Here is a 23,201-nt window from a genome sequence, read left to right as displayed (position 1 = left end):
AGACCCACCATGCCGCAACACCGTATTCCCGCCGTCTACATGCGCGGTGGCTCCAGCAAGGGCGTGTTCTTCCACGCCCGCGACCTGCCACCCGCCGGTCCTGCCCGCGATGCCCTGCTGCTGCGGGTCATCGGTAGCCCCGATCCCTATGGCAAGCAGATCGACGGCCTGGGCGGCGCCACCTCCAGCACCAGCAAGGTGGTGGTGATCGCCCCCTCCTGCCGGCCGGATTGCGACGTCGACTACCTGTTCGGCGCGCCGGCCATCGAGGTGCCGGTGATCGACTGGTCGGGCAACTGCGGCAATCTCAGCGCCGCCGTCGGTCCCTTCGCCATCAGCGAGGGCCTGGTGCCGGCGCCCCGTGACGGCCTGGCCACGGTACGCATCTGGCAGGCCAACCTGGGTAAGCGCATCCTCGCACGAGTACCCATGGTGGCCGGCGAGGTGCAGGAGGAGGGCGACTTCCGCTTCGATGGCGTGGCCTTTCCCGCCGCCGAGGTGGTGCTCGAATTCCTCGACCCCACCGGTAGCGATGGTAGCGTGCTGCCCTCGGGACGGGCGCTCGACGAGCTGGAGGTGGCCGGTCTGGGGCGGCTGCCGGTAACCCTGCTCAACGCCGGCAATCCGACCATTTTCGTGCGCGCCGAGACCCTGGGCCTGAGCGGCACCGAGACCCAGGCGCAGGTCAACGGCGACGCGGCCCTGCTGGAGCGCCTGGAAGCCCTGCGCGCCGCGGGCGCGGTGGCCATGGGCCTGGCCGAGACGGCGGCCCAGGCCACGGCCGAGCGCCCGCACACGCCCAAGCTGTGCCTGATCGCCCCGCCGCAGACCTACCGGGTGGCCGGCGGCAAGCAGGTGCAGGCCGGGGAACTCGACCTCATCGCCCGGATGATCTCCATGGGCAAGCTGCACCACGCCATCCCCGGCACCGGCGCGGTCGCCGTGGCGGTGGCGGCGGCGCTGCCGGGGACCCTGGTCAACCAACTGACCGGCGACCTCGACGGCCGCCAGGTGCGCATGGGCCATACCGCCGGCACCCTGGCCGTCGGTGCCCAGGCCCGGGTGGTGGCGGGCAGCTGGCAGGTGGAAAAAGCCATCATGAGCCGCAGCGCCCGCCGGCTCATGGAGGGCTGGGTGCGGGTACCGGCGGAGATCGAGTAGGTTGGGCTAAGCGCAGCGCAGCCCAACAGAGGGGGATACCCTGGCGCGCCTCAGCCCTCACCCCAGCCCTCTCCCAGGGGGAGAGGGGGCGGTCGAGGTCGGCGCGGGTTATGGTTCGTGCACCTTTGCCGCGCCCCGTAGCGTGGAAAACCGCGCAGCCTTTTCCACTGGGCAAGCCCCGGCTCCAGTCGTGGATAAGGCTGCGCCGTTATCCACCCTACGGTCGGGATCGTCCGCGTAGGTTGGGTTGAGCGCAGCGAAGCCCAACAGAGGGGGATACCCTGGCGCGCCTCAGCCCTCACCCCAACCCTCTCCCTGGGGGAGAGGGGGCGTTCGAGGCCGGCGCGGGTTGTGGCTCGCCTGCGAGGGTCGCGCTCCGTAGCGTGGAAAGCCGCGCAGCCTTTTCCACTGCCATGTCCCGTTCGAAACGGTGGATAAGGCTGCGCCGTTATCCACCCTACGTATCCCAACCGCCCCCTCTCCCTCCGGGAGAGGGCTGGGGTGAGGGATGAGCCGCTCGGAAGTGTCCGCCTCTGGACTTCAGATCCCTTCGATCAGGTCGCGGATGCGTACCGCCAGGGCGTCCATGGCGAAGGGCTTGGTCATCACGTGCATGCCCGGCTCCAAGTGGCCGTTGCCGACCACGGCATTTTCGGCGTAGCCGGTGATGAACAGCACCTTGAGCGCCGGGCGGCGCTGGCGCGCGGCGTCGGCCATCTGCCGGCCGTTCATGCCGCCGGGCAGGCCGACGTCGCTGACCAGCAGGTCGATGCGCACGTCGGACTCCAGCAGCCGCAGGCCAGCGCTAGCATCGGCGGCTTCCAGGGCGGCGTAGCCCAGCTCCTCGAGCACTTCGACCACCAGCATGCGCACGGTGGGCTCGTCGTCCACCACCAGCACCGTCTCGCCATGGCCGACCCGCGGCAGCACCGGCTGGCTGCTGGTCGCATCGGCGATGGCCGCCGCTTCGCGGTGACGCGGCAGGAACAGCGTGACGCTGGTGCCCTGGTCGACCTGGGAATGGATGCGGGCCTGGCCGCCGGACTGGCGCACGAAGCCGTAGATCATCGACAGGCCGAGGCCGGTGCCCACGCCGATGGGCTTGGTGGTGAAGAAGGGATCGAAGGCCTTGGCGATCACCTCGGGCGGCATGCCGCAGCCGGTATCCGTCACGTTCAGGGTGATGTACTCGCCGGGCTCCAGGTCGCGCATCATCCCCATCCGGGGGTCGAGCACCCGGTTGCCGGTCTCGATATAGATGCGCCCGCCCTCGGGCATGGCGTCGCGGGCGTTGATGCAGAGGTTGAGCAGGGCGTTTTCCAGTTGTGGCGGATCGACCAGGGTCGGCCAGAGATCACTGGCGGCCACCACCTCGATCTGGATGGCCGGACCCACGGTGCGGCGGATCAGGTCTTCCATGCCGGCGACCAGGCGATTGACGTCGGTCGGCTTGGGATCCAGCGTCTGCCGACGGGAAAAGGCCAGCAGCCGATGGGTCAGGGCGGCGGCGCGCATGGCCGCGCCCTGGGCCGCCGTGGTGTAGCGCTCGAGGTTGTTCAGCCGGCCCTGGCCGATCCGCACAGTGAGCAGATCGAGGCTGCCGACGATGCCTGCCAGCAGGTTGTTGAAGTCATGGGCCAGGCCGCCGGTGAGTTGGCCGACCGCCTCCATCTTCTGCGATTGGCGCAGCTGTTCTTCCAGCAGCGCTTGGGTCTCCATGGCTTCCTTTTCCCGGGTCACGTCGCGAGCGGCACCGGTGAGGCGCTCTTGGTCGGTGTCCAGCGAAAGGGTCCAGGACAGCCAGTGCCAGCTGCCGTTGGCCGCCTGGACGCGATTTTCCAGGCGCGCCGGCAGACCGCTGCGGCGCAGTTCGTCCAGCGCGGTCAGCACCTTGGGCAGGTCGTCCGGATGGATGAGTTCGGTGTAGGGCCGGCTGAGCAGCTCGGCTTCGGAATAGCCCAGGCGGCGTGACCAGGACGGGCTGACCCGCAGGAGCCGTCCGGCGAAGTCGGCGATCAGCAGCAGGTCCTCGCTCTGCGCCCAGAGCCGGTCCCGCTCCACGGTACGTGCCTGCACCTCCTGGCTGAGACTGAGATTCTGCGCCTGGATCAGCGCCTGGGCGTCGCGCTGGGCGGTGACGTCCTGGGCGAACACATAGAAGCCGTCGACCGCGCCCCGGGCATCCCGCCGTGGGCGATAGTGGATGTCGGCGATGCGCCGCCGCCCATCGGGCCAGGCCCAGGGCAGGTCGAGGCGCGCCGGGGTGCCTTCCAGGGCGCCCTGGATGGCGTGGTGGCGCGCGGCGAACAGCGCCGGCGAAAAGACCTCGGCCATGCCGCGTCCCAGGATGCTCTCCGGCGCATCCCTGAACCACTTGGGGGCCTCGGCGTTGACGAAGCGATAGACCAGCTCGCGATCAACGAAGGCGATCAGGCAGGGCAGGGTATCGGCGACCAGCCGCAGATTCATCTCACTGTCGCGCAGGGCCTGCTCGGCGGCCAGACGCGCGGTGGCCGAGCGGGTGCGGTTGGCGACTTCGCGGATGAACTGCAGCTCTCGCGGGGTCCACTGGCGCGGGGTACTGGAGCTGACGTACAGCAGGGCGATGAAGCGGCCGTGCTCGAACAGCGGGGTATTGATGAAGGCGCAGGTGTCCAGGCCTTCCAGGGCCGGGAGATGGTCGCGGGTCCGAGGGTCCTCGCGGACGTCCTGGATGACCACCGTCTCGCCGCGCTTGAAGTCTTCTATGTAGCTGCCGTAATCGCGGAAATGCAGGGTGCCGACCAGGCTCCGCGCCCCGGGAATCGTCCAGTCCCGCTCGATGCTGATGGTCTCGGCCTCGGCATCCACCAGGCCGTAGCCTACGAGGTGGGCGTCAAGCGTAGTGCCCAGGGTGGCGCAGGCGACCTCGGTGATGGCGTCGATGTCGCTCAACTGGCCGAAGCGCTCGCCGAGTTCCAGCAGCGCCAGGCGATAGCGTTCCTCGCTGCGCTTGGCCTGGGCCGCCAGCTCGCGCTCGGTGACCTCCAGGAACAGCACCAGGAAGCTGTCCGGGCCGGCCTTGTGGGCGTGGCCTTCGTACCAGCAGCCGTCGTGTTGGAATTGCCGGACGTAGCTGAACGACTGGCCGGTATCGACCACCCGGGTGAAATCCTCGACCCAGCTGTCTTCCAGGTCGGGAAAGATCTCGCGGGCGGTACGGCCGATAGTTTGCTCCGTGGTGAGGCCGAAATTCTGCAGCCAGGCGCGATTGACCTGGTCGTAGCGCCAATCGCGACCGCGGCCTTGTTCGTCGCGCAGGATGGTGCCGAGGATGAAGCCCTCCTCGAGCTGCTCGAACAGGCCGCGCCAGTAGCGCTCGCTCTCGACCAGGCGCTGCTGGACCTCGTTGAGATGACGCTCGCTCTCCCGCAGTGCCTCGCCGGCCAGATGCTGGGGAGTGCGGTCGCGCAGGATCTTCACATAACCGGTATGGCGCCCGGCATCGTCGTGCAGCGGATGCATCTCGCCGCTGGCCCAGAAGCGCGAGCCGTCGCGGTGCAAGTGCCAGCGCTCGTCCTCGGCGCGACCCTCTTCCCGGGCCAGGCGCATTTCCAGCGCGGCCCTGCCGGCGCGATTGTCTTCCGGGGTGAAGAAACGCTCCACGTCATGGCCGCGCATCTCCTCCGCGGTCCAGCCGAGCAGGCGTTCGGCACCGCTGTTCCAGTCGGTGACGATGCCGTCGAGGTCGAGCACGACCATGGCGAAGTCGATGGCACCATCGAAGATCGCCAGGCGCCGCTGGGCATCCTGCGGTGGCAAGGGGCTTGATTGCGCGAGGGCGGCGCGGAGTCGGCGTACTTCTGCCTGGAGTTCGGCGGGGGACAGATCAGGGTCAGCCATGGAGTCGTTCGAGGGTGAGCAGAGGGGCGGGGAGGAGATCGGCGAGATGTCCAGCGTGACCCAGGGCGGTAGCGTTCGACTATGGCCAGGGCTTCATCGGCAACTTTTTCCGACCAGGCGGGAATTAAGTAACCTTCCGGGTATCTGACAAGGGCCGATACGAAGCGATCTACCGTCCATCCGAGCGTTGTGATCCAATTCGCGCAAATTCGGTCCTATTAGTCGTACTAATGAAGTAGCGTTGCCATGACCGATGTCGTTTCTTCCACCGCCGTTACCACCGTGCTGGTCGTCGAGGACGATCCCGTCCTGAGATCGCTGGCGACGGAGGTGTTCGAAATGGAAGGCTATGCCGTCCAGTCGTTCGAGACCGCCGACGCTGCCTGGAACTGGTTGGAGGCGGATCCCCTGCCGCCCGACCTGCTGTTCACCGACGTGCGCATGCCCGGTCGGCTGGATGGTCTCGCCTTGGCCAGGCAGGTGCGCCAGCGCTTTCCCGAGCTGCCGATCGTGGTGTCCTCCGGCTATACCGGGCAACAGTACGCCGAACGCGAGGAGCGGGCGCTGTTCCTACCCAAGCCCTGGAGTATCGACCAGTTGCTCAAGGCCTGCGGCCAGCTCGGTCTCTAGTCGGCGCCCGGCCTGGCCTGGGCCAGGCGTACCGCCGAATCCACCTCGTCGAGCGTCCAGGGCTTCTGCAGGAAGATCACCTGGGGCGGCAACGCCGTGGTGATCTCGTAGCCATAGCCCGAGGTGATCACCATGGGCAGCGTGGGCCAGCGCTGCAACAGCATCTGCGCCAGTTCGCCACCGCGCAGCTGACCGGGCATCAGGTGGTCGGTGACCACCAGCGCGGGCGCCTGCTGTTGCTGCAGCAGGTGTACCAAGGCGTCGTCGGCATTGTCGAAGCGGACGCAGGTCCAGCCCAGCCGGTCTTCGAGATGACTGCCGAGCAGGTCGCCGAGCAGCGCGTTGTCTTCGATGACGACGGCATAGGGAGGAATGGTGGGCGAGGTCATCGGGACTTCCGGAACGCACAGGTGGCGATTCCGGCAGTCTAGCAGAGCCGCCTGGGACGCGGCCCTGCATTCGTCTGACGATTATCAGATGTCCAGCACGATCTTGCCGAAGTGGCTGCCGTCCTTCTGGAAGGCGAAGGCCTGGGCGATCTCGCGGAGCGGATAGCTCCGGTCGATGACCGGCTTAATGCCGGTGCTTTCCAGGCCGCGAATCATGTCCTGCTGGTGGCGCCGGCTGCCGACGATCAGCCCCTGCAGGCGCTGGTGGCGGCGCATCAGGTTGGCCGTGGGCACCTGCCCCTCGACCCCGGTGAGCACGCCGATCAAGGCCAGGTGGCCATGGATGCGGGCCGCCTGGATGGACTGGGCCAGGGTCGCCGGTCCGCCCACTTCAACCACGATGTCGACACCCCGCCCGGCGGTGATGGCCTGCACCTTGGCGCCCCATTCCGGTTCGCTGCGGTAGTTGATCAGGTGGTCGGCGCCCAGGGCATAGGCCCGCTGCAGCTTCTCGTCCGAGGAAGAGGTGGCGATCACCGTGGCGCCCATGGCCTTGGCGATCTGCAGGGCGAAGATCGAGACGCCGCCGGTGCCCATGACCAGCACGCTGTCGCCGGCCTTGAGGTTGCCGTCCACTACCAGCGCGCGCCAGGCGGTGAGTCCGGCGGTGGTCAGGGTGGCCGCTTCGGCATGGCTGTAGCCCTGGGGCGCCCTGGTGAAGGCGGTGGCTGGACGGACCACCACCTCGCAGGCGAAGCCATCGACACCGTCGCCGGGGGTGGTGGAGAAGTCGTCGATTGGCGGTTCGCCATCGAGCCAGTCGGGGAAGAAGGTGGACACCACGTGATCGCCCACGGCGAATTCGCTGACCCCGGCCCCGACGGCCTCGACCACCCCGGCACCATCGGACATGGGAATGCGGCCATCGGCGGTCGGCATCTTGCCGAGTACCACGCCCAGGTCATGGAAATTCAGCGAGCTGGCCTTGATCCGCACGCGGATCTCGCCAGCACCGGGCTGGCCCGGGTCGGGCAGCTCGACGTGTTCCAGCTGGTCCAGGCCACCGGGTTTGCGCAGGCGTATGGCATTCATGGGGAATCCTCCAGAGCGATGGCGAGCAGAGGGCTCGCGGGTCTGTAGAGGACCACGCTGCAGGGCGCAGGATTCCCTCGCGGGACCTGCGCCCGTCGGGCCTTACTTGATGGCCTTCTGCAGTTGCTGCAGCTGCTGGGTGCGGGTGTTCAGGCGGGCTTCGCCGCGCTCGGCGTCGACCTTCTTCAGCTCGGCTTCGGCCATCCGCAGCTTGATGGTCTGCATGGCGGTCTGGATGCGTTGCTGGGTCAGGTAGGCCAGCTGGTCGACGGTCTGCTCGTTCTCACCGTCCTTGTAGGCCTTGTCGGCCTTGGCCAGCCAGGCACCGGCGTCCTTGGTTTCCAGCGCCGCCAGCTGGGTGGCCTGCGGCTGGGATTCCAGCGCGGAGTAGTCGTTGCGCGCCTTTTCCAGGTTGGGATTGGGCGGGGTGGCGCAGGCGGCCAGGGTGAGGGTCAGCGCCGACAGTACGGGGAGCAGAAAACGTTTACGCATGGGTATCGTCCTTCGAGAGAGCGGGCAGCCTTACTGCTGCACCTTTTTCTGTAGATTCTGTTGCAGCTGGAGGTTGATCTGACCTTCCTCGCGGATCTGCTGGATGCTGTTCTGCGCATCCCGCAGTGCCGCGGCGGCCTTGGCGGCCTGGGTCTTGCGGGTCGCCAGGCGGGCATCCCATTCGGCCTGCTCGGCCAGGCGCTTGGCGTCTGCGTAGTTCTCGTTGGACAGCGCCGCCTGGGCCTCGGTCCACTTGTCCTGGGCGGACTTGGTCTCGATGGGGGCGAACTGGTTGCCACCGGAGCTGACGGCTTCGTTGACGGCCGACTGGGTCACGGCCATCTGCGCGGTGGGCGGGGTGCCGGCGCAACCCGCGAGCAGCAGGCCGCCGCCCAGGACCAGGCTGGCGAGCAGCGCCCGGGGCGCGGCGAACGGGGAGGCACGAGAGGGACCGGTTTTCATCCGAACATTCCTGGCAGGCCGCCCGGAATGGGCGACAGTGCCCTTGAGACGGCGAAAACGCCGCGAGGTTCGCTGCAGAGCCGCCGCCGAGGGCGGTTTGGCTGATCAGGAAGGGAAACGACGGTTGATCCTGGCGACCGCCGCGGCGCTACCGCAGCCGGCAGGTATGCCTGCGCGGCGAATCAGGCCCGCACCGCCTGGTACAGCGCCCGGATCAGGTCCGACTGGGTAATGATGCCCACCAGGCGACGCGAGCCGTCGATGATGGGGATGTGGCGGTGGCCGTTCTCGGAGAACACCGGCACCAGGTCGATCAGCAGGCGGTCGCTGCTGGCCACCCGCACGGTGCGGGTCATGATGAGGCCCACGGTGCGTTCGCCCTGGCGCTCCCGCGGCCGGACCAGCGAGCGCAGCCGCCAGCCGAGGCCTTCGTGGACGTCCAGGTCGATCTGCCGCATGAAGTCGGCGACGGTGACGATGCCCAGCAGATACCCCTGGCGATCCACCACCGGCAGCGCCTTGATGCGCCGGGCGCGCATCAGCGCCCAGGCCTGCTGCAGCGGCATCTCGGCGCGGGCCGTCACCGGCTCCCGGCTCATGACGTCGGCGCAGCGCAACTCGCCCATCTTGCGCTGGTAGGCGCGCGCCTCCACCTGTTCGAGCAAGGCGGCGAGGTCGTCGCGGCTGATGTCCAGCACCTGGTTGTAGCGTGCCAGCACGGCGTTCAGGTCGGCGCGCTGCAGGCGCGTCTCGCCGCTCGGCTCGGCCGGCCGCGGTACATGGGGCCAGGGGTGACGCGTGAGGTTGTTGTAGAGCAGCCCGGCGCTGACCAGCAGCAGCGAATCCACCGCCACCGGGGTCCAGGCATAGCTGAAGTCCTGGGCGCCGATGAGCACCATCAGCAGTGCCGAGGCACCCCCCGGCGGGTGCAGGCAGCGCAGGCAGAACATGGCGGCGATGGCCAGGGCGACGGCCACCGCGGCGGCCAGGTTGGCTTCGGGAATCCACAGCGCGCAGGCGATGCCGATCAGCGCCGAGAGGGTATTGCCGCCCACCACCGACCAGGGCTGCGCCAGCGGACTGGAGGGCAGGGCGAACACCAGCACGGCGCTGGCGCCCAGCGGCGCCACCAGGGCCAGTGCCAGGGCGCCGTGCTGGTGCACCGGCTGGCCTTCCAGCCACCAGGCCGCCAGCAGGGCCACCAGCAGGATGCCGAGCCCGGCGCCGATGCTGGCGCGCAGCCGCTCGCGGGCGTCGATGGGCAGGGCGGCCGGCCAGAAGGCCCGCAGGCCCTGGCCGAGACGGGTGAAGAAGGCGGGCGAGGGCGGTGGCGTGAGCGGTTCCTGGGGCATGGGCAAGGCAGTGGGTGGGCAGAACGGGCGCTGATCGTCCTCCTTGCGTCCACGCCTGGCAAGACCGTGCAAGGCAGGCCAGCACTGGATCCGCGGCCCAGAGCGGCGCGGGATTTTCGGCCCGGGCCGTAGTACCATTCGGGGCTGGGTGTCGCCGCGGTGGTGCGGTAGGACAGGTTGAACCAAGCGCAGGTCGGGCCGCCGCGCGGAGTACGGCTGTCCATGTCCTTGCCCCTTTCCCCGACCAAAGCCCTGGCTTTCCTCAACAAGTTCTGCGCGGCCGAGGCGGCTGGCGGCATCGTGCTGATGGTGGCCGCGGCCATCGCCCTCGGCGTCGCCAACTCGCCGCTGGCGGATACCTATTTCACCAGCCTGCATGCCGAGTTCGCTGGCCTGTCCGTCGGCCACTGGATCAACGATGGGCTGATGGCGCTGTTCTTCCTGCTGGTGGGCCTGGAGATCAAGCGCGAGATGGTGGTCGGTCAGCTTTCCAGCTGGGGCGATCGCGCCTTGCCGGGCCTCGCGGCCCTGGGCGGCATGGCGGTGCCGGCGCTGGTCTATGCCCTGGTCAATCGCCACGATCCCCAGACCCTCTCGGGCTGGGCCATTCCCGCCGCCACCGACATCGCCTTCGCCCTCGGGGTGCTCTCGCTGCTGGGCTCGCGGGTGCCGGCGTCGCTCAAGGTGTTTCTCTCGGCGCTGGCGATCCTCGACGACCTCGGCGCGGTGCTCATCATTGCGCTGTTCTATACCAGTGAGCTCGCCAGCGGCATGCTGCTCGCTGCGGCGGGGCTGCTAGCCGTGCTGTTCGTGCTCAATCGCCTCAAGGTCAGCGCCCTGTTGCCCTATCTGCTGGTGGGGGCGCTGCTGTGGTTCTGCCTGCTGCATTCCGGGATCCATGCGACCCTGGCCGGGGTGCTCCTGGCGCTGTTCATCCCGCTGGGCGACACCGAAGCCGACGACGCCTCGCCGTTGCTCAAGCTCGAGTCCGCGCTGCATCCCTGGGTGGCCTTCCTCATCGTGCCGCTGTTCGGCTTCGCCAATGCCGGGGTCTCCCTGGCCGGCATGACCCCCGACAAGTTGCTGGAGCCGGTTCCCCTGGGCGTGGCCCTGGGCCTGTTCTTCGGCAAGCAGCTCGGTATCGGCGCGCTGGCGCTGTTGGCCATCCGCAGTGGCCTGGCGCGGCTGCCGGAAGGCGCCAGCTGGCTGCAGCTCTATGGCGTGGCGCTGCTCTGCGGGATTGGCTTTACCATGAGTCTGTTCATCGGCGCCCTGGCCTTTCCCGGAGCGCCCTTCCTGGTCGACGAGGTGAAGGTCGGAGTGCTACTGGGGTCGCTGCTGGCGGCCCTGGCGGGCACCACCGTGCTGCTCGTCGCCGCCCGTCGATCCTGAGAGGAAAGTTGCCATGCCCTATGCCCTGTTCGCGGTGATGTTCGGCGGTGCCTTGGGGAGCGCCTGCCGCTGGTGGGTGGGGCTGCGCCTCAATGCGCTGTTCCCCCTGCTGCCGCTGGGCACCCTGCTGGTGAATCTGGTCGGCGGCTTCGTGATCGGGCTCGCCCTGGGGCTGTTTTCCCGTTATCCGGGGCTGGAAGCCCAGTGGAAGCTGCTGCTGGTGACGGGCTTCTGCGGCGGCTTCACCACCTTCTCGACCTTTTCCGCCGAGGTGGTGGGGCTGCTGCAGAGCGGCCGCCTGGGCTGGGCAGCGCTCACCGTCACCCTTCATGTGCTGGGGTCGCTGCTGCTGACCCTGGCTGGCTTCGCCCTGGCCGGCCGCCTCGCCTGAGTCGACCGGCCGCTGCCGGTCAGCTGGGCGAGGCTGGCACGACCGGAGCCTGGCGGCGCGGCTTGAACCTCAGCGCCGGTGCCTCGATCAGGTGCCAGGAGAGCACCGCCAGGCCCAGGGTCACCGCATAGCTCACCACCAGGAAACCTCCCAGCGAGAAGCGGTCGGGGAACCAGTGCATGAGCAGTTGCTGGACCGGGAAGTTGAACAGGTAGAGGCCATAGGAATAGTCGCCGAAGCGGCCGAAGCCATGCAGCACCGGCACCCGCACCTGGGCCAGGTAGATGATCACGTAGGCCAGCGACAGCAGGTGGATCACCGGTAGCGTCCGCCAGAGGATGGCCGCCAGCGACAGCAGGCAGAGCGCCAGGGCGATGTCCAGGCGCCAGGGGATCCGTGGCCCTGCCAGCTGCAGCAGGGCGCCGGCGAAGAAGAACATGCCCAGGCTGAACACCTTGTGCAGCACGAAGCTGGCGATGTCCATCTGCGGCAGCAGCAGGAAGTTACCCAGCACCAGCACCACCAGGGTGGCCATGACTACCGAACGGGTCAGCAGCCCCAGTACGCCGATGATCAGCACCGAGAGGTACATGAACACCTCGTAGGGCAGGGTCCAGTAGCTGCCGTTCACCGTGTCGGGAAAGGGGTTGCCGGTGAACACGCCGGGCAGCTCGAAGCGCGTCACCAGCAGGATGTTCTTGAAGAAGCCCAGGGTCTGGCGGTCGCTGAAATAGGCGCCCGTCTCCCGGCTGGTGGCGAGCCAGCCCACCACCAGTACCGAGAAGAGCACCGAGACGATCAGCGCCGGAAAGATCCGCAAGGCGCGCTTGGCGAGAAAGTCCAACGGATTGCGACTGCGCTGGAAGGAGGCGGTGATCAGAAAGCCGCTGATCACGAAGAACACATAGACGGCGATGTTGGCCGCGTCGGTGAAGCCGGTGAAGTTGCGGACCGGTTCGGCGCCGATATGGCCCGACAGCCAAAAGCCGTGGCCGATGACCACGGTGGACGCCGCGGCGAATCTCAGGAAATCGAAGTTGTTGCGTTCATGGGGAAGGTGGGGGGTGGTCATGTCTGCTCCTCGCAGCCGTGGCCAGAGCGTCGCGACCACCCGGGAGCGAACTCCAGGCAGGCAGCGACGCGGACGGCATCGGCAGGGTGCCCGTGGGCTGCACGGGCATAGGCAAAGGTCGCCACCGGACGGACCGGCAGCGCGGAGGCGACAGCCGGCGCGATCCGCAGGGGATCGGCCAGCCGGCGAGGGCAGGGGGCGCTATGGGGGGCTGAGCGGGGCGAGGGCGGGCGTCATGCGCCAGGGATTCCGGGAAAGCGCTGGGAGGAAGGTCGCCAGGGGCGCCGGACGCAGGCAGGCGGACGTGGTCTGAGGCCTCCCGGCCGCCACGTTCGCTGCCCGCGTCCCGCGCATCAGGCGCTGGCCTGCAGCGGCTGGTCTTGCATGTCTTGCGGCTGTTCCTGGGCGAAATAGAGCGCGGCGCTCTGGCGGGCGTGATCGCCGAATTCCTGGGGATGGCTGATGACGATACGCTCGAAGGCGCCGGGCTCCAGGCCGTCTTCGTAGAAGCCGTTGTGGCACTGCAGCACGCCCGAGGCACAGACGCTGCGCTCGACGGCGGCGATCAGGCCACCGGCCCTCAGGCTCTTGACGATGTTGTGCGGCAGGCGCTGGCGGCGACGCAGGCTGGCGGCGGTATCGCTCAGGGTATCGAGGATCTCGGTCTCGGCCGGCGACAGCTTGCGTACGTCCAGCTTGGACTTCTGCACCAGATAGCGACGGGACAGCAGGCGGGCCTGGTCGTTGAGTGCCTTGAGTACCGCTCCGCTGAGTTCACCACGGGTGAACAGGCCGGTTTCCAGGGCGATCAGGTAGGACCAATCGGTGATGAGCGGGATCTTGCTGATGTCACGTTCCATGTGAGTGCCCTTTGTCCATTTAAGTTGGCTAATTGAGGATATGACGCCTCAATGGTTCCAGATGGCCAGTATAAGGTGATGAGTGGCGTGTAATTTGACGCTCCTGACAAAAGATGTCGGATTTTTGTCGAAGTGGGTCACGAGTTGGGGATGCAACCCAGACGCTGCGCTTGGGGTCCGTAGTTGGAGTCCTGGCGCGAGTCGGGTCTACCCTTCCGCAACCTCAGGTGATGTGATGAGTGACCCAGCAGCCCGTACCACCACCCCCGATCTGCAGTGCGACGTCGCCGTGATCGGCGCGGGAACCGCGGGCCTCGCCGCCGAACGGGCGGCCCGCCGGCGGGGTGCCCGGACCTTGCTGATCGATGACCGCTGGGCCGGCACCACCTGCGCCTCGGTGGGCTGCATGCCTTCCAAGCTGCTGATCGTGGCGGGCGAGGCCCATCACGCCGTACAGCGCGCGGGGACCTTCGGTATCGAAGTGGGCCAGGTGCGGGTCGACGGCGCCGCCGTCCTGGCCCGGGTCAGGCGCGAGCGCGATCATTTCGTCGCGGCCACCAAGGAGGGCTTCGCGAAATTGCCCGACGGGGTGGCGCAGCAGGCCACCGCGCGGTTCCTCGCGGCGGATTTCTTGGAGTTGAGCGATGGCCGGCGGGTCCAGGCCCGCAACGTGATCATCGCCACCGGCTCCTATCCGCTGGTGCCCGAACCCTTCGCCAGCCTCGGTGATCGCGCGCTCACCAACGACACCCTGTTCGAGCTGCCCGACCTGCCGCGTTCCCTGGCGGTGATCGGCACCGGGCCGGTCGGTCTGGAACTGGCCCAGGCCATGGCGCGCCTGGGCGTGGCCGTGACCCTGTTCGGCCAGGATGATGGCCTGGGCGCGCTCGAAGACGTCGAGGTGAAGACCGAGCTGCGCAAGATCCTCGAGCGCGACCTGAGGCTTTACCTGAACGTCGAGGTGGATGCCCGGCGTACCGGTGAAGGGGTGCGGCTATCCTGGTCCGGCGCGGCGAAGGGCGAGGGCGATTTCGACTACGTGCTGGTCGCTGCCGGCCGGCCACCGCGGCTGCAGGGCCTGGGGCTGGAGACCACCGGCATCGAACTCGATGACCACGGCACGCCGGTCTACGACCCCCAGACCCTGCAATGCGGTTCTTCGTCGATCTTCATCGCGGGCGATGCCGATCATGACCGTCCCATCCTCCACGAGGCGTCCGATGAGGGTGCCATCGCCGGGCGTAACGCGGCCGGCTACCCCGACGTCCGGGCGACCCAGAGATCACCGCGGTTTTCCCTGATCTTCACCGATCCGCCGGTGGCGGTGCTTGGCAACCCGCCGGACCAAGGCAGCCTGATCGGCACCTCCTCCTATCACGACCAGGGTCGCGCCCGGGTCGAGGCACGTAACCAGGGCATCGCCCGGTTCTACGCCGAGCCGGGCACCGGCAAGCTCACCGGCGCCGCCATGGTCGGCCCCGGCATGGACCACATCGGTCACCTGCTGGTACTGGCGCTGATCCATGGCGAAACCGCCAGCTCGCTGCTCGACATGCCCTTCTACCACCCCACCCTGGAAGAGGGCCTCAAGACCGGCCTGCGCGAGATTTGCCAGTCCGCCCACAGCACTCTGCGCGAAGACCGCGACCAGGGCTTACCCTCCGGCGCCTGAGGCCCGGTTGTTGTGGAGCGTCGTAGGTTGGCGCTGAGCGATGCGAAGCCCAACGACACAATCCACCGTGCGCCAGAAGTGGAAAAGGCTGCGCCGTTTTCCACGCTACGACTTCACTTGTCCGCTTCCCCCTCTCCCTCACGCGGCAAAGGGGGTGTCCCGAGTGGGAAATGGAGTCCTGAGTAGGGTGGATAACGGCGCAGCCTTATCCACACGTTATGAGCTCTACGCCCTATCAAAGAAGCCCCGCCGGAGCATAGCGACGACAGCTCCTTCGTAGGTTGGCGCTGAGCACCGCGAAGCCCAACAAAAAGCCCCGCCGGAATCACCGGCGGGGCTGTCGGGGGCCGCGACGCATCAGGCTTTGAAACGTCTCACCAACCCATTCAGCTCACCGGAGAGTTCCGACAGGCGCGAGGAGTCGCGGGAGGTGGACTGGGCCAGGCCTTCCACCTGCTGGGCGTCGTCGTGAATCTGGGCGATGTGGCGATTGATGTCCTCGGCCACCTGATGCTGCTCCTCGGCCGCCGCGGCGATCTGCAGGGCCTGGTCGCGGATCTCGTCCACCGACTGGCGGATGCCCTCGAAGCTGCCGCGTGCCTCGCTGATGGAGGCCACGCTGGTCTGCGACAGGCCCAGGCTGGTCTCGATCTGCCGGGTGACTTCCTGGGTCTTGCGCGCCAGGTTGCCGAGCAGGCCGTCGATCTCGCCGGTGGAGTCGGCGGTGCGCTTGGCCAGGGCGCGAACCTCGTCGGCCACCACGGCGAAGCCACGACCCTGCTCGCCGGCGCGGGCCGCTTCGATGGCCGCGTTGAGCGCCAGCAGGTTGGTCTGCTCGGCGATGCCGCGGATGGTGTCGAGGATGGTGTTGATGTTGTGGCTGTCCTGTTCCAGCACCGCCATGGCCTGGGCCGACTGGGCCAGGCTGCCGCTGAGCTGGTTGACGTTGCCGGTGGCCCGCTCGATCTGGCCGTAGCCTTCCTGTACCCGGTGGTGGCCGGCATCGGCGGAGGCCGCGGCCTGGCTGCAGGAGCGCGCCACCTCGTTGGAGGTGGCGACCATCTCGTTGAAGGCGGTGGAGACCAGCTCCACGGCTTCGCGCTGGCGGCCCGCCACCTCGTTCATGCTGGCGGCGGCCTGGGTGGTGGTCTGCGAGGCCTGCTGCAGGTCGTTGGAGGCCTGGCCGATGCGCTGCACCAGTTGGCGGATGCTGGCGAGGAACTGGTTGAACCAGCCGGCCAGGGTGGCGGTTTCATCCTTGCCCTGTACGTTCAGGCTCTTGGTCAGGTCGCCTTCGCCCTGGGCGATGGATTCCAGGCCGGCGGACACCCCGCGGATCGGCCGCACGATCATGCCGGCGAAGGCCGCGCCGAGCAGGGCGAACACCAGTGCCAGCACGGCGGTGATCCCGGCGATCTGCCAGGTCAGGCTGGTGGCCTTGCCCATCACCTCGCTGCGCTCGATCAGGCCGATGAATTTCCAGCCCAGGTCCTTGGCCTGGTAGACGTTGACCATGTACTCGGTGCCGTTCAGGCTGACCTCGCCCAGGCCGCTCTGGATGCCGTTCAGCGTCTGGTAGGCGTCGCCCAGCTCCTTGAGCTGCTTGAAGTTGTGCTTGGGCTCGCGGGGGTCGACCAGCACGTTGCCGTTGTCTTCCACCAGCATCAGGTAGCCGCTCTGGCCCAGGGTGATGCTTTTCACCAGGTCGGTGAGTTGCTTGAGGGAGATGTCCAGGCCCACCACGCCGCGCAGCTTGCCGCTGGCGTCTTCCATCGTCCGCACCACGCCCATCAGGGAGACGTCGTCGGTCGCCCAATAATAGGCTGGGGTACGCACCACCTTGCCCGGATTGGCGATGGCGGCCTGGTACCAGGGCCGTACGCGCGGATCGTAGTTGGCCAGCTTGGTGTCGTCCGGCCAGCTGACGTAGCCGCCATCGGTCAGGCCGACCGAGAGGTAGGCGGTGGTGGGGTGGGTCTTGGCGAAGCGGGTGAAATAGTCCAGGGCCTGCTGGCCGACTTCCGGCTGCGGCAACTGGGCGGCATCGGCGCCGCTGTAGTTCTTCAGGCCGGCGAGTCCGACGAGGCCCGGCTCCTTGGCCAGGAAGTCGACATTCTGCTGGATGCCGGAGAAGAACTGCTGGATGTTGCGGTCGATCTGGCGGATTTCGCGGCCGCTGTTCTCGACGAAATCGCCGGTCGCCTGGCTGCGCACGTTCATGATGACCACGCCCGCCACCAGGATCACCGGGAGGCAGGCGGTTACCGCGAAAAGCGAGGTGAGTTTCTGTTTGATGTTCATCCAAAGCCCCGGTCGCGCCTGGCGCGGAGAGTGACGGCGACATGCCTTCACTCTCCATCGGCCTGGAAAAGTACGACTTGATACGGGCTGTGAAATTATTCCATCTGGTCCGAATCGGGCCGAAACGTCGGCGAACAGTCAGCTATCCAGGTGTCAGAGCTCTTTCTTCAGATGGCGCTCGATTTCTTCCAGCGACTTGCCACGGGTCTCCGGCAGGCAGAAGTAGACGAAGACCAGCGAGCCCAGGTTGATGGCGGCGAAGACATAAAAGGTGTAGTTGCCGATGGCTTCCAGCGCCACCGGAAAGCTGAAGGCCACGGTGGCGTTGCACAGCCACTGCACGGCCACCGCCACCCCGGTCAGCAGGCCGCGCACCTGATTGGGGAACAGCTCCGACATCAGCAGCCAGTACACCGGCGCGATGCACATCTGCATGAACAGCAGGAACACCAGGATGCAGGCCAACGCCAGGTAGCTCTGGGTCAGGTTCTGCGGCAGCCACAGCAGCACGCTACCCAGCGCCAATTGCGCCAGCACCACGATCACCAGCCCCACCAGCAGCAGGGTGCGACGGCCGGCGCGGCCGATGGCCCAGATGCCGAGCAGGGTGGCGATCACCGAGACCACGCCGTTGCCGATGGTGGCGGTGAGAGCCGCGCTGGTGCCCATGCCGGTGCTCTTGAGTATGATCGGGGTGTAGTACATGAAGGCGTTGACCCCGGTGAACTGGGCGACGAAGCCCAGGCCGATGCCCAGCAACAGCAACTTCACCACCCAGCCCTGGCCGAGCAGTTCGCGCAGCGGCGGGCGGTGCTTGGCTTGCTCCTCGGTCTCGCGCATCTCCTGCACTTCGCGTTCCACCTCCTCGGGCGTATCGCGCAGGCGCTCCAGCACCGCCTCGGCCTCTTCGATCCGGCCCTTGGCCGCCAGCCAGCGCGGCGAGGTGGGCAGCAGGAAGGTGCCGGCGAACAGCAGGATGCCCGGCACCATGGCGATGGCCAGCATGTAGCGCCAGATACCATTCTCGTGCACCAGCCAGGCGAGCAGGGCGCTGAGCACATAGGCCAGCAACTGGCCACTGACGATCATCAATTCATTGCGACTCACCAGGCGGCCACGGCGCTTGGGGCCGGCGATCTCGGCGATGAACACCGGCACCGTGGCCGAGCCGCCGCCCACCGCCAGGCCGAGCACGAAGCGCGCTGCCACCATCAGCTCCACCGAGGGCGCCACCGCGGTACCCAGGGCGCCCACCACGAAGAGGATCGACAGCAGGCGCAGGGTGGTGCGGCGGCCATAGCGGTCGGCGAGATAACCAGCCGCCAGCGAGCCGAAGGCAGCGCCGACGATCAGCGCGGCGGTGACCAGCCCCTCGGTGTAGGCGTTGAGCCCCAGCCCGCCCTGGTCGGCCGGCAGGGTCATGAAGGGCAGGGCGCCGGCGATGATGCCGGTGTCGTAGCCGAAGGCCAGGGCGCCCATGGTGGCGACCAGCACGGTGATGAAGATCAGCCGGCGGGCCGAGGCCTTCTGGTCGGCGGCGGAAGAGGAGGAAGCGGTAACGGACATGGCGGAGCGAGATCCTGGCAAGACACGAAAGAAGCCGGTACCTGGACGCACCCGCCATCAGCGAAGCGAACGAGCTCGGCGTTTCGAGTCAGCGAAGGGGCGCCATGAATCCGGGCGTGGCTGATTAGGGCGGCGATGCCGGCTGGAGTTCCATGGGCGGCCGCCGGGAAAATCCAGGGTGTCGATTCCACGGCGCTATCCGGGAGTCACCCGGCTCAGCGACCCAATCGCTCCACTAGGAAATCCACGAATACCCGTACCCGCGCCGGCATGGCCGAGCCGCCGATGAAGACCGCATGGATAGGTTCCAGATCGCCCGGATTCCAGGCTTCCAGCAGCGGTACCAGGGCGCCGCTGCGCAGGTCGTCGGCCACGCTGAAGGCGCCGATGCGGGCGATGCCGGCGCCTTCGCGGGCCAGCAGCGCCAGGGCTTCGCCGCTGTTGCATTCGATGTTGCCGGAGATTTTCAGGGAGAACGCCCGGCCATCCCGGGCGAAAGGCCAGTCGGGCGCGGCGCGGCGGAAGTTGAATCTCAGGCAATTGTGGCCGAGCAGGTCTTCCGGCACCTGGGGCGTGCCGTGGCGGGCGAGATAGGCCGGCGAGGCCACTATCACCTGGCCGGTGATGCCGATGGGGCGGGCGGTCAGGGGGCTGTCGGCCAGCTGGCCGAAGCGGATTGCCACGTCGGCCTGGCCGGCGAGGATGTCGACCACCTCGTCGCCCAGCGCCAGGTCCACCACGATATCGGGATAGCGGGCGCTGAAGGCCGCCACCAGCGGCACTATGGTCATGCGGCCGTGGCCGAGGGCGGCGCTGACGCGCAGGCGGCCCTGGGGCACGCCCTGGTCGGCGATGGCTTCTTCCACCTCGGCAAGGTCCGCCAGGATGCGCCGCGCCGCACGCAGATAGGCCTGCCCCTCGGCGGTGAGCGTGATGGCCCGGGTGGTACGCAGTAGCAGCCGGGTACCCAGGCGCTGCTCGGTGCGGGCGAGGGAGCGACTGACCGCCGAAGGCGTCAAGCGCAGGGCTCTGGCCGCGGCCGAGAGGCTGCCGGCCTCCACCACCTGCACGAAGACTGCCATCTCGCCCGACCTACCAGCCAGATCCATCTGTGACTCCCAAGCAAAGGTGCATGCCAGAACCGCCGGCTACCGGCGCTTGCAGCAGGAGCTTAGCATTCACCGCATAGATAAGGAGCCTTTTCCCATGCGTATCAATCCTCCCTTGCTGGCCCTGGCGACCGGTGCCTTCGGCATCGGCGTCACCGAATTCGCCCCCATGGGCATGCTGCCCGGCATCGCCGCCGATCTCGGCGTGTCCATCCCGGCGGCGGGCCTGCTGGTCAGCGCCTATGCCCTCGGCGTGCTGATCGGCGCGCCCCTGATGACCCTTACCACCGGGCGCATCCCGCGTCGCCAACTGCTGATCGGCCTGATGGCCATCTTCACCCTGGGCAACCTGATGTCCGCCCTGGCCACGGACTACACCAGCCTGCTGATCGCCCGGGTGGTGACCTCGCTCAACCATGGCGCCTTCTTCGGCGTCGGCGCCCTGGTGGCGGCCAGCGTGGTCGCCCCGGACAAGCGCGCCGGGGCGGTGGCCGCCATGTTCATGGGCCTGACCCTGGCCACCATCGGCGGGGTGCCCCTGGCCACCTGGCTCGGTGAGTTGCTCGGCTGGCGCCAGGCCTTCTGGGGCATCGCCGGGCTCGGGGTGCTGACCATGGTCGCGCTCTGGTTCGCCCTGCCCAACGTCACCCTGCCGCCGAGCGACGGCGTCATGGCCGAGATCCGCGTGCTGGCGCGGCCCCCGGTGCTGGCCGCCCTGGCGCTGACCGTGGTCGGTTCCGGCGCCATGTTCACTGTCTTCACCTACATCGCGCCCATCCTGAGCCGCGAGACCCACGCCTCCACCGCCTTCATCACCGCCATGCTGGTGTTGTTCGGCGTCGGCCTGACCCTGGGCAACCTCTGGGGCGGCAAGGCCGCGGACAAGTCCATCGACCGCACCCTGATCGCTTCCCTCGGCGTGCTCATCGTCGTCCTGCTGGCCTTCACCGTGCTGATGCGCTGGCCGCTACCGGCGGCCGTTGCCATCCTCATCTGGGGCATCGCCAGCTTCGCCCTGGTCCCGCCGCTGCAGATGCGCGTGATGGAAGCCGCCCAGGACGCCCCCAACCTGGCCTCGGCGGTGAACATCGGCGCCTTCAACCTGGGCAATGCCATAGGCGCGGCGCTCGGCGGCGCGGTGATCAACGCCGGCCTGGGCTATCCCTCCATCTCCCTGGCCGGTGCCGGCATGGCCGCCCTGGGTCTGCTGATGGTGCTGGCCTTCGCCTGGCGCAGCCGGGCGGGCGTGGCGGTGGCGGGGTAGCTCTGGGTCTGCGACCTCACCCTGGGTGCCTTAGGCAGCAGGCCTGCTGAGGTCGCATTCAGACTGGCACCGTGTCCCCGGCCCTGGTCACAATAAGGTCTGACCTTTCCCAGGGAGCCTTGGCGATGGACCGGACCTGCACCACCTTCTACCTCGAAATGACGTCTTCCGCCGAGCTGCGGGAAAAGCCGCCACGGCCGGACCTGCAGATCGTCGAGTGCGAGGTGCCGCAACCCGAACTCAATCGCTTCCTCTACGGCCTGGTCGGCCAGGCCTGGGACTGGAGCGACCTGAACCGCTGGAGCGATGCCGAATGGCGCGCCCTGGTGGAGCAGGAGGGTCATCGCACCTGGGTCGCCTATCACCGCGGCGCCATCGCCGGCTACTACGAGCTGTACCGCCCGGATGGCCACAACGTCGAGATCCGCTACTTCGGCCTGGCCGGCGCCTTCATGGGCGCGGGCTTCGGTGGCCCGCTGCTCAGCCATGCCCTGCGTTCCGCCTGGGACTGGCCCGGCACCGAGCGCGTCTGGGTGCACACCTGCACCCTCGACCACCCGGCGGCCCTGGCCAACTACCAGGCGCGTGGACTGCGGGTGTACAAACAGGAAGAGTCCTCGCTCTGAGTCGATCCCATCGGCTTCAGCCGCGACCACTCCCGAGAGCCACCGGCGTGCCTGGGACTTCGCTCCATGGCCGCCGGTCGAGTAGGTCCAAGCGCTGCTAATCTTTCACGCGGTTTGGACACCTCATCTTTTGGCTGTTCGTTAATGACCACTACATCGAGTTATCTACTCTTTATTTATGGGTTTTGGGGTGGCTATTTAATATCTAATAACAACTTAGATAAGCCTCTTTATATAGGCTCGTCGAATTATTCGGAATGCCCCGGGTGAGATTGCCAATCTCCGTATGCAGCGCGCCAGAGCGGAACGGTTGCTCATCGGTTGAGTGGTTGATTGCTAATCCACTATCAATTTATCCGTAAGCCATGCAGATACCTGGCCTGGGAACTTCTGGTCGCCACTCGATCTCGATAAGACTTCACTAGCCTGCCTGGAATTGACATCAGGCATTGATCGTCTTGCGAGGATGTTGACTATGCCTCTAGTCGTGATTACCGGAGCGGGTGCTGGCGTGGGACGGGCCACGGTGGAGGAGTTCGCCAGGGCAGGCTACGACGTGGGCCTGCTGTCCAGGGACCCGCAGCGCCTCGAGCAGGCGGCGCAAGCCGCCCGGGCGCTGGGTGTTGCCGCGCTGCCGGTACCGACCGACGTGGCGGATGCCGAAGCGGTAGAGGCTGCCGCCGCGCTGATCGAAACTCAGCTCGGCCCTATCGACGTCTGGGTGAACGTTGCCATGGCGACGGTCTTCGCGCCGGTATCCGCCTTGACCGCTCAAGAGGTCGAGCGGGGAACGCAGGTGACCTATCTGGGCCAGGTCAACGGCATGATGACGGCGCTCAAGCGCATGCGCAGCCGCGATCGCGGGGTGATCGTCAACGTGGGCTCGGCCCTGGCCTATAGATCGGTCCCCTTGCAGGCCGTCTATTGTGGGGCGAAGGCCGCCATCCGGGGTTTCACCGACTCTCTGCGTTCGGAAATCCTGCATGACAAGTTGAACGTCCACCTCACCATGATCGACTTGCCGGCGGTCAATACGCCGCAATTCGATTGGGCACGGAACAAGATGGGGCACAAGGCCCGCCCCGTCGCCCCGGTATTTCAGCCGGAAGTGGCGGCCCGGGCGATACGCTTCGCCGCCGAGCATAGAAGACGCAATGTCTGGCTCGGCTTTCCGACCATCAAGGCGATTCTGGGCAATCGCCTCGTGCCGGGTCTCATCGACCGTTATCTGGCGCGCACGTGCTATTCGGGGCAATTGACCGCTGAGCCCCTCACGGCGGAAGCCTCCGGCAACCTGTTCGAACCCGTTCCCGGTGAGTTCGCCGCCCATGGCCGCTTCGACCAGGAGGCCAAGCCCAGGAGCCTGCAACTGTTCACCGATCGCCATCGCTCCACCTGCTGGGCCCTCGCCGGCGCGGTGGCGGTGCTCGGTGTGCGTCAGCTGCTGAAGCGGCGTTGAAGTCCAGCCGGACCCAGGGATATCGAGGC

18 protein-coding genes and 2 pseudogenes are annotated in these 23,201 nt (G+C 67.5%); 8 read left to right on the top strand and 12 right to left on the bottom strand.

The features are described 5' to 3' along the window. Window positions 1-9: 9 nt before the first annotated feature. Window positions 10-1,161 carry a 2-methylaconitate cis-trans isomerase PrpF gene (gene prpF, locus ACYJP6_RS07225; protein ID WP_459474365.1) on the top strand — a complete coding sequence of 384 codons (1,152 nt, stop codon included), beginning with the start codon at window positions 10-12 and terminating at the stop codon, window positions 1,159-1,161. Window positions 1,162-1,701: 540 nt separating this feature from the next. Here prpF and ACYJP6_RS07220 read toward each other — a convergent pair. Beyond that, window positions 1,702-5,043 carry a PAS domain S-box protein gene (locus tag ACYJP6_RS07220; RefSeq protein WP_459474364.1) on the bottom strand — a complete coding sequence of 1,114 codons (3,342 nt, stop codon included), beginning with the start codon at window positions 5,041-5,043 and terminating at the stop codon, window positions 1,702-1,704. 246 nt (window positions 5,044-5,289) lie between these two features. Here ACYJP6_RS07220 and ACYJP6_RS07215 point away from each other — a divergent pair, with 246 nt between their 5' ends. Beyond that, window positions 5,290-5,673: a response regulator gene (locus ACYJP6_RS07215; protein WP_459474363.1), complete on the top strand. Its 384-nt coding sequence runs from the start codon at window positions 5,290-5,292 to the stop codon at window positions 5,671-5,673. On the opposite strand, the gene ACYJP6_RS07210 is transcribed toward ACYJP6_RS07215, so the two are convergent. From ACYJP6_RS07210 to ACYJP6_RS07190, 5 genes and pseudogenes are all read right to left on the bottom strand, one after another. Then, on the bottom strand, window positions 5,670-6,062 hold the full coding sequence (locus ACYJP6_RS07210; protein ID WP_459474362.1) for a response regulator: 393 nt from the start codon (window positions 6,060-6,062) through the stop codon (window positions 5,670-5,672). The genes ACYJP6_RS07215 and ACYJP6_RS07210 overlap by 4 nt on opposite strands. Before the next feature lie 84 nt (window positions 6,063-6,146). Continuing rightward, window positions 6,147-7,154 carry a zinc-dependent alcohol dehydrogenase family protein gene (locus ACYJP6_RS07205; protein ID WP_459474361.1) on the bottom strand — a complete coding sequence of 336 codons (1,008 nt, stop codon included), beginning with the start codon at window positions 7,152-7,154 and terminating at the stop codon, window positions 6,147-6,149. A gap of 108 nt (window positions 7,155-7,262) precedes the next feature. Further along, window positions 7,263-7,646: pseudogene (locus ACYJP6_RS07200) on the bottom strand (DUF4398 domain-containing protein); the annotation flags it as partial. 30 nt (window positions 7,647-7,676) lie between these two features. Then, on the bottom strand, window positions 7,677-8,108 hold the full coding sequence (locus ACYJP6_RS07195) for a DUF4398 domain-containing protein (RefSeq protein ID WP_459474360.1): 432 nt from the start codon (window positions 8,106-8,108) through the stop codon (window positions 7,677-7,679). 182 nt (window positions 8,109-8,290) lie between these two features. After that, complete coding sequence (locus ACYJP6_RS07190; RefSeq protein ID WP_459474359.1) at window positions 8,291-9,460, bottom strand: HPP family protein; 1,170 nt, start codon at window positions 9,458-9,460, stop codon at window positions 8,291-8,293. Between the two features lie 222 nt (window positions 9,461-9,682). Here ACYJP6_RS07190 and nhaA point away from each other — a divergent pair, with 222 nt between their 5' ends. Together nhaA and crcB are read left to right on the top strand one after the other, a co-directional pair. Further along, window positions 9,683-10,852: a Na+/H+ antiporter NhaA gene (nhaA, locus tag ACYJP6_RS07185; RefSeq protein WP_459474358.1), complete on the top strand. Its 1,170-nt coding sequence runs from the start codon at window positions 9,683-9,685 to the stop codon at window positions 10,850-10,852. A gap of 13 nt (window positions 10,853-10,865) precedes the next feature. Next, entirely contained in the window at window positions 10,866-11,243 is a 378-nt protein-coding gene (crcB, locus tag ACYJP6_RS07180; RefSeq protein ID WP_459474357.1) for a fluoride efflux transporter CrcB, read from the top strand. A 19-nt stretch (window positions 11,244-11,262) separates the two neighbouring features. Here the strand turns inward: crcB and ACYJP6_RS07175 are convergent, their stop codons facing one another. Both ACYJP6_RS07175 and ACYJP6_RS07170 read right to left on the bottom strand, forming a co-directional pair. Continuing rightward, window positions 11,263-12,315: an acyltransferase family protein gene (locus ACYJP6_RS07175; protein ID WP_459474356.1), complete on the bottom strand. Its 1,053-nt coding sequence runs from the start codon at window positions 12,313-12,315 to the stop codon at window positions 11,263-11,265. A 353-nt stretch (window positions 12,316-12,668) separates the two neighbouring features. Continuing rightward, the gene (locus ACYJP6_RS07170; RefSeq protein WP_459474355.1) at window positions 12,669-13,175 is read right to left on the bottom strand and encodes a hypothetical protein; all 507 of its coding nucleotides are present in this window, start codon (window positions 13,173-13,175) and stop codon (window positions 12,669-12,671) included. A gap of 235 nt (window positions 13,176-13,410) precedes the next feature. On the opposite strand from ACYJP6_RS07170, the gene ACYJP6_RS07165 reads away from it, so the two are divergent. Continuing rightward, window positions 13,411-14,847, top strand: coding sequence for a dihydrolipoyl dehydrogenase (locus ACYJP6_RS07165; protein WP_459474354.1), 1,437 nt, complete (start codon window positions 13,411-13,413; stop codon window positions 14,845-14,847). A gap of 357 nt (window positions 14,848-15,204) precedes the next feature. On the opposite strand, the gene ACYJP6_RS07160 is transcribed toward ACYJP6_RS07165, so the two are convergent. The 4 genes and pseudogenes from ACYJP6_RS07160 to ACYJP6_RS07145 form a co-directional block, all read right to left on the bottom strand. Then, window positions 15,205-15,972, bottom strand: coding sequence for a methyl-accepting chemotaxis protein (locus tag ACYJP6_RS07160; protein WP_459474808.1), 768 nt, complete (start codon window positions 15,970-15,972; stop codon window positions 15,205-15,207). 87 nt (window positions 15,973-16,059) lie between these two features. Next, window positions 16,060-17,067: pseudogene (locus tag ACYJP6_RS07155) on the bottom strand (HAMP domain-containing protein); the annotation flags it as partial. Window positions 17,068-17,301: 234 nt separating this feature from the next. Beyond that, window positions 17,302-18,714, bottom strand: a complete 1,413-nt coding sequence (locus tag ACYJP6_RS07150) for a sugar porter family MFS transporter (RefSeq protein ID WP_459474353.1) — start codon at window positions 18,712-18,714, stop codon at window positions 17,302-17,304. A gap of 215 nt (window positions 18,715-18,929) precedes the next feature. Continuing rightward, a complete protein-coding gene (locus ACYJP6_RS07145) occupies window positions 18,930-19,823 on the bottom strand; it encodes a LysR family transcriptional regulator (RefSeq protein WP_459474352.1) in 894 nt (297 codons plus the stop codon). Between the two features lie 97 nt (window positions 19,824-19,920). On the opposite strand from ACYJP6_RS07145, the gene ACYJP6_RS07140 reads away from it, so the two are divergent. The 3 genes from ACYJP6_RS07140 (at window position 19,921) to ACYJP6_RS07130 (ending at window position 23,172) form a co-directional block, all read left to right on the top strand. Further along, window positions 19,921-21,087 (top strand): MFS transporter, encoded by a 1,167-nt coding sequence (locus ACYJP6_RS07140; protein WP_459474351.1) that lies wholly within the window; start codon window positions 19,921-19,923, stop codon window positions 21,085-21,087. A 125-nt stretch (window positions 21,088-21,212) separates the two neighbouring features. Further along, complete coding sequence (locus ACYJP6_RS07135) at window positions 21,213-21,713, top strand: GNAT family N-acetyltransferase (protein WP_459474350.1); 501 nt, start codon at window positions 21,213-21,215, stop codon at window positions 21,711-21,713. Window positions 21,714-22,182: 469 nt separating this feature from the next. Then, window positions 22,183-23,172: an SDR family oxidoreductase gene (locus tag ACYJP6_RS07130; protein WP_459474807.1), complete on the top strand. Its 990-nt coding sequence runs from the start codon at window positions 22,183-22,185 to the stop codon at window positions 23,170-23,172. Window positions 23,173-23,201: the final 29 nt, after the last annotated feature.

This window comes from Pseudomonas sp. No.117 (assembly GCF_054558395.1).
Note: the sequence above shows the minus strand (reverse complement) of the source record. Positions and strands in the feature narration are given on the sequence as shown.